Genomic DNA, 6,012 nt, shown 5'->3' on the forward strand with positions numbered 1-6,012 from the left:
GACTGGGGACTGGTGACTGGGGACTGGGGACTGGGGACTGGTGACTGGTGACTGGGGACTGGTGACTGGTGACTGGGGACTGGGGACTGGGGACTAAAAGAACTTTACCAATTACCAATTACCAATTACCAATTACCAATTACCAATTACCAATTACCCATTACCAATTTTTCATAACAATTAATCTTCAAAAAACATGAATTCCGAATCAAAACTTTCTCAAACAGCCAATTCGTCTTTTTCAATGGACGATTTTGCCAAAGCACTGGAAAAACACGATTACCAATTTCAAAAGGGACAAGTTGTACATGGTAAGGTGTTTCAACTTGACCATGATGGCGCTTATGTTGATATTGGTGGTAAGTCGTCTGCTTTCTTACCGCGAGATGAGGCTTCGTTGAGAGCAGTAACTGATTTATCGGAAGTGTTACCGATGAATGAGGAACTAGAGTTTTTGATTATCCGGGAACAAGATGCGGAAGGTCAAGTTACTCTTTCTCGCAAGCAGTTGGAAATTCAGCACATTTGGGAAAAATTATCCCAAATGCAGGAAAGTTCCCAAACAGTACCAGTGCGGGTAATCGGTGTCAATAAAGGTGGTGTTAACGTTGAAGTTCTTTCTCTGCGGGGTTTTATTCCGCGATCGCATCTAGCCGAACGTGATAATTTAGAAGCACTTAAAGGTCAAACTCTCACCGCTGGTTTTTTAGAAGTAGACCGCAATAACAAAAAACTGATTCTTTCCCAACGTTTAGCCGCTCGTTCTAGCAACTTTAGTTTATTAGAAATTGGTCAATTAGTCGAAGGCAAAGTTACAGGTATCAAGCCTTTTGGTGTATTTGTAGATTTAGATGGTGTTAGCGCCTTACTTCACATTAAACAAGTCAGCCAAAAATTTATTGACTCTTTAGAAAAAGTCTTTCAAATAGGTCAGCAAGTTAAAGCTGTAATTATTGACTTAGATGAAGGTAAAGGTCGAGTCGCTATTTCTACTAGAGTATTAGAAAACTACCCCGGTGAAGTTGTAGAAAACTTTGCAGAAGTCATGAACTCCGCAGAAGCCCGTGCTAACAGAGCAGCGAATAAAGCAGAATAGGTGATGGGTGATGGGTGATGGGTGATTGGTGAAATTATCGTTAATCTCCCAACTCCCAACTCCCAACTTCTTGATCTCCCAACTCCCAACTCCCAACTTCTTGATCTCCCAACTCCTTGATCTCCTTATGGATAAATTACCTGAAAGCAAGTCTCAGCTATCATCAGGCGGTGGTTTACCAGTGATTCAATACTGGGTAGAACAAACATTAACACCCCAAGGGTTAAAATTATGGCAAACCCTGAATCATAAAAGCGCCTGTTTATCCTGTGCATGGGGTACGGGTGGACAAAAAGGGGGTTTTGTTAATGAAGGGGGAGAATATTTACAACGTTGTGCTAAAAGTGTAGAGGCTATATCAGCCGAATTGCAACCAGGAATAAAACCAGAATTTTTCCAACAATATAATATTAATGAATTACAAAAACTGACTTCTCAAGAATGCGATCGCTTAGGTAGATTAACTTATCCTCTGATTCTCAGATTCGGATCTTCCCATTATCAACGCATTAGCTGGGAAGAAGTTTATCAAATTGCAGCACAAGCTTTTAGTATAACACCAGAAAGAATCGCTAGTTATAGTTCTGGACGTTCATCAAATGAAGCTGCTTATTTATTACAATTGTTAATGCGATCGCTAGGTAGTAACAATCTAGCCGACTGTTCCGATTTATGTCACGCCCCCTCAACAGTAGGCTTAAAAAAAGTTTTCGGTTCAGGTACATCAATGGTAAGTTTAGAGAACCTCAAACACAGTGATTGTGTAGTATTAATAGGTTCTAACGCACCAGCAAACCACCCCAGATTAATGAACGAATTAATCAAATTGCGGGACAGAGGTGGTAAAGTAATTATTATTAACCCCCAAATAGAAATCGGTTTAGTTAAATTTGCCTCCCCTGCATTTCCCATCAAATCATTACTCACAGGTGGTTCAGATATCTCAACCTTATATTTACAACCTATTCCCGGTAGTGATGTAGCCTTATTTGTAGGGTTACAAAAATCATTAATAGAACAGAATTTAGTTAACAGAGAATATCTGCAATCCTATACAACAAACTGGGCAGAAATTGTAGAATATGCAAATAACACAACCTGGGAAAATATCACCCAAACTTGCGGTTTATCTTATGAAGAAATCACCGCTACCGCTTCTTTAATCGGTAAATCATCAAAAGTAGTTTTTGCTTGGGCGATGGGTGTAACCCAACAAGAAAACGGAGTTGATAACATATTAAGTATAGCAAATACCGCCTTAATTACAGGAAACGCGGGTAAAATTGGATCAGGAACAATGCCCATTAGAGGACATTCAAATGTTCAAGGATTTGGATCAATGGGTGTAACTATTCACTTGCAAGAAGAAATCAAACAAGCACTATCAAAATTATTAGGAAAACCTCTCAGCGAAACACCTGGTTATCATACCCGTGATTTAATAGCAGCAGCAGAAAATAGTCAAGTAGATACTCTCTTTTGTTTAGGTGGTAATTTGTATGCAGCTAACCCTGATTTACAACAAGCAAAACAAGCATTATCGCAAATAGAAACCATATTTTATGTATCTACCAAACCCAACTTAGGACATTTTCACGGACTAGGAAAAAACCAAACATTAATATTACCAGTTTTCAATCGTTTTGAAAATCCCCATAAAACCACAACAGAATCAGGTAATAACTTTGTGAGGTTAAATGATGAAGGTAAAAGTCATTTACAACCCCATAATTCTCATTTGATTTCCGAAATAGAATTGATCACAGAAATTGCCTATCGTCTACATGGGGAAAATCCAATTAATTGGCGAAAATTGCAAGATCCAGTTTATGTAAGAGAATTAATTGCTAAAACCATTCCTGGTTATGAAAAAATTGGAGAAATTGATAAAACCAAAGAAGAATTTATCATTGCAGGGCGAATTTTTGACGAACCAAAATTTAAAACACCTGATGGTAAAGCGCAAATGTTTATCACACCTTTACCACAATTATCAATACCTAAAAAATCAGATTTTGGGTTTACAGAAAATCAGCCAGGAATTGTTTTGATATTGGGAACAGGGCGCAGTTATGGACAACATAACACAGTAGTTTATCGCAGTGAAGATAAATATAGAAATATGCCCCATCGTCATTGTATTTTGATGAATAATTTGGATATTAAAAAAGCAGGATTTCACCCACATCAACGAGTGAAGGTTAAAGGGGATGGGGGAGAATTAGAGAATATAGAAATTATTTCTGGTGCAATTCGTGAAGGGGTGGCTTTTATGTTTTATCCTGAAGCAAATATATTATTTAAGGGGAAAATTGATCCGAAAAGTGGCACACCTGCATATAAAAGAGTTCCGGTTTTTGTTTATCAATAAAATCTCGTTTCCTGTTTTCAGATTTTTTATTTCTCACGCAGAGGCGCAGAGAACGCAGAGAAATGAGGGTTTAAGATATACTTGGAGAAGATATATTTTTTCTTCTAATTTCTAGACTTTTATTTCTGTTACCTGTCACCTGTCACCTGTTATAATCTTAAAAACTCTATCAGTAGTGGATAAAGTAGAGAAAACTATGGTTGAGCAACTTTTAATCCAGGATATTGATCATTGTGATATACCGGATACCAACCTGCTAGTTACAGAAGATGATACACAAACGGGTTATTTGTATGGTTACTAATACTTTGACATTAAACTTAAATAGTGTTGATCTTACCGATGATCAATTTTATCAACTATGTCAAAAAAACAGTGATTTAAAATTTGAACGCACAGCAAAAGGAGATTTAATTATTATGCCACCAGTGGGGGGAGAAAGCGGGAATCGAGAAGCAGAAATGATTGCCGATTTAGTTTTCTGGAATCGTCAAACAAAATTGGGTTATACTTTTAGTTCTTCGACTATATTCAAATTACCAAATGGGGGCGATCGCTCTCCTGATGCTGCTTGGATTAAAAAAGAACATTGGGAAGCATTAACCCCGGAACAAAAACGCAAGTTTCCTCCCATTGCACCAGATTTTGTGATTGAATTAAGATCAGCAACAGATAATATAGAAACTCTGCGTTCTAAAATGCAAGAATATATGGATGCAGGGGTAAAATTAGGATGGTTGATCAATCCTCAACAGCAACAGGTAGAAATTTATCGTTTAGGAAAAGATGTAGAAATCAGAAATTTACCGACTGAGTTATTAGGTGAAGAGATATTACCTGGATTTAGTTTGAATTTAGATTGTTATTAACATTTATTTGTAAAGTAATTTTTTATCAAGGTAATTTTCAATTTAACTATGATCGGGTAGTAGACTAGCACGACAAAAGGAGTATCTATGGCAACAATTACTATTCGCAATATCTCTGATGAGTTAGTGGAGCGCATTAAACGTTTAGCAGCACAAAAGGGGGTTTCTATGGAGCAAGAAGTCCGCGATTTGTTGCAAAAACGCTATGGGCAAAGAGATGAAGTGCTTACTCGTATTCGTCAACGGGCGGAAGTGTTACCAATGGAAGCGGAAAGTCGGGTACAGTCTTGGAAATCAGAAGGAAGACTCTGATAGTGATTGATACGATGGTATTTGCTTATGCCCTCTTGCGCGTAGAGGACAAGTATGAACAGGCGATCGCTGCTTTAGAATCTGTAGATCAAATTATCGTACCTGATTCGTTGTTTGCTGAGTTGGGTAATGTGATTTGGCAATGGATACAATTTCGACAATTACCATTGCAAATAGGTTTAGATTCCATGCTGGATGCTGAGGCATTAGTTGATGTGATAATTTCCAGTTCTCAAATTCGGGATATTGCTTTAAAACTAGCAGTGGAATCAAGTCATTCCTTCTATGATACGTTATTTGTGGCAGCAGCAATTCAATCTGATACTCAGGTATTAACCTATGATCGAAAACTAGCCACTAAATTTGGCCATTACGTTCTCTTGTTGGAATAAGTTAGGATCAGTTAATAGAGTCCTCAAATAGTGGATAAAATCATGGTTGAGCAACTTTTAATCAAGGATATTGATAATTGCGACGTACCAGATGCCAATTTGCTAGTTACAGAAGATGATACACCAGTGGATAATCTCGCATCTGCCAAACAACAACGTTTATTAGTCGGTTCTCTTTACAGTGCTTTGCAAAATCAGGTTTTTTTAGCTGAAGCTAATGTTGGTGTCTACCATACCTATGGTGAACCTGCCATAGTTCCCAATGTATTTGTGAGTTTTGATGTAGAAACACCGCAAAATTGGTGGGAAAAACAAAATCGTTGTTATCTGGTTTGGAAATTTGGTAAAACCCCAGAAGTAGTGATAGAAATAGTTTCTAATCAAGATGGTGAGGAATTAGATAAAAAGCTAAAAATTTATGAAAAAATGCGGGTTTATCATTATGTCGTCTATGATCCTAATCTAAACTTAGGAGACAAAGTTTTAAGAGTTTATAGTCTCAAAGCCAGACGATATGTAGAAACTACAAATAATTGGTTAGAAGAAATTGGTTTAGGTTTAACTTTATGGGAGGGAGAATTTGAAGGTAGGAATGATACTTGGTTACGTTGGTGTGATCAAGATGATAATGTTTTAATGACTGGTGATGAAAGAGCAAAACAGGAAAAACAACGGGCTGAAAATGCTGAACAACGCGCTCAATTATTAGCAGAAAGATTGAGAGCTTTGGGTGTAGATCCTGATAGTATTTAATCAATATTTTATATGATCTCGTTCCCAGTCTCCAGACTGGGAATGCTATCAGGAGTCTCTGACTCCGGTTAAATATCATTTTTAATATTGAGCTTGTCCTAAGTTGACAATTTAATAAACAAACCTGTACACTCATAGACAAACCTATGAGTGACTTTATGTTTAAACCTCATGAATTTGCTAAAAAAATCGGAGTTTCAGTCAAGACCTTGCAAAGAT

The 6,012-nt window shown here is 37.3% G+C and carries 6 protein-coding genes; all 6 read left to right on the top strand.

The window, feature by feature from the left end:
• Nucleotides 1-196: 196 nt before the first annotated feature.
• The 6 genes from H6F47_RS26470 to H6F47_RS26500 all read left to right on the top strand — a co-directional run bounded on the left by H6F47_RS26470 (nt 197) and on the right by H6F47_RS26500 (nt 5,793).
• On the top strand, nt 197-1,096 hold the full coding sequence (locus tag H6F47_RS26470) for a S1 RNA-binding domain-containing protein (protein ID WP_137668760.1): 900 nt from the start codon (nt 197-199) through the stop codon (nt 1,094-1,096).
• A 127-nt stretch (nt 1,097-1,223) separates the two neighbouring features.
• Nucleotides 1,224-3,467, top strand: a complete 2,244-nt coding sequence (locus tag H6F47_RS26475) for an FdhF/YdeP family oxidoreductase (RefSeq protein ID WP_190651723.1) — start codon at nt 1,224-1,226, stop codon at nt 3,465-3,467.
• Between the two features lie 293 nt (nt 3,468-3,760).
• Nucleotides 3,761-4,336: a Uma2 family endonuclease gene (locus H6F47_RS26485; protein ID WP_190348801.1), complete on the top strand. Its 576-nt coding sequence runs from the start codon at nt 3,761-3,763 to the stop codon at nt 4,334-4,336.
• Between the two features lie 87 nt (nt 4,337-4,423).
• Nucleotides 4,424-4,648, top strand: coding sequence for a ribbon-helix-helix protein, CopG family (locus tag H6F47_RS26490; RefSeq protein WP_096570058.1), 225 nt, complete (start codon nt 4,424-4,426; stop codon nt 4,646-4,648).
• A 2-nt stretch (nt 4,649-4,650) separates the two neighbouring features.
• Complete coding sequence (locus H6F47_RS26495) at nt 4,651-5,040, top strand: type II toxin-antitoxin system VapC family toxin (protein WP_347237814.1); 390 nt, start codon at nt 4,651-4,653, stop codon at nt 5,038-5,040.
• Between the two features lie 42 nt (nt 5,041-5,082).
• A complete protein-coding gene (locus H6F47_RS26500; protein WP_190348800.1) occupies nt 5,083-5,793 on the top strand; it encodes a Uma2 family endonuclease in 711 nt (236 codons plus the stop codon).
• Nucleotides 5,794-6,012 lie beyond the last annotated feature (219 nt).

Source organism: Sphaerospermopsis sp. FACHB-1094 (genome assembly GCF_014696195.1).
Taxonomy (GTDB): domain Bacteria; phylum Cyanobacteriota; class Cyanobacteriia; order Cyanobacteriales; family Nostocaceae; genus Sphaerospermopsis; species Sphaerospermopsis kisseleviana.

What these genes read in the sequence shown, in the direction of transcription:
- H6F47_RS26470 (WP_137668760.1), top strand. Translation starts at nt 197, where the DNA reads ATGAATTCCGAATCAAAACTTTCTCAAACAGCCAATTCGTCTTTTTCA.
- H6F47_RS26475 (WP_190651723.1), top strand. Translation starts at nt 1,224, where the DNA reads ATGGATAAATTACCTGAAAGCAAGTCTCAGCTATCATCAGGCGGTGGT.
- H6F47_RS26485 (WP_190348801.1), top strand. Translation starts at nt 3,761, where the DNA reads ATGGTTACTAATACTTTGACATTAAACTTAAATAGTGTTGATCTTACC.
- H6F47_RS26490 (WP_096570058.1), top strand. Translation starts at nt 4,424, where the DNA reads ATGGCAACAATTACTATTCGCAATATCTCTGATGAGTTAGTGGAGCGC.
- H6F47_RS26500 (WP_190348800.1), top strand. Translation starts at nt 5,083, where the DNA reads ATGGTTGAGCAACTTTTAATCAAGGATATTGATAATTGCGACGTACCA.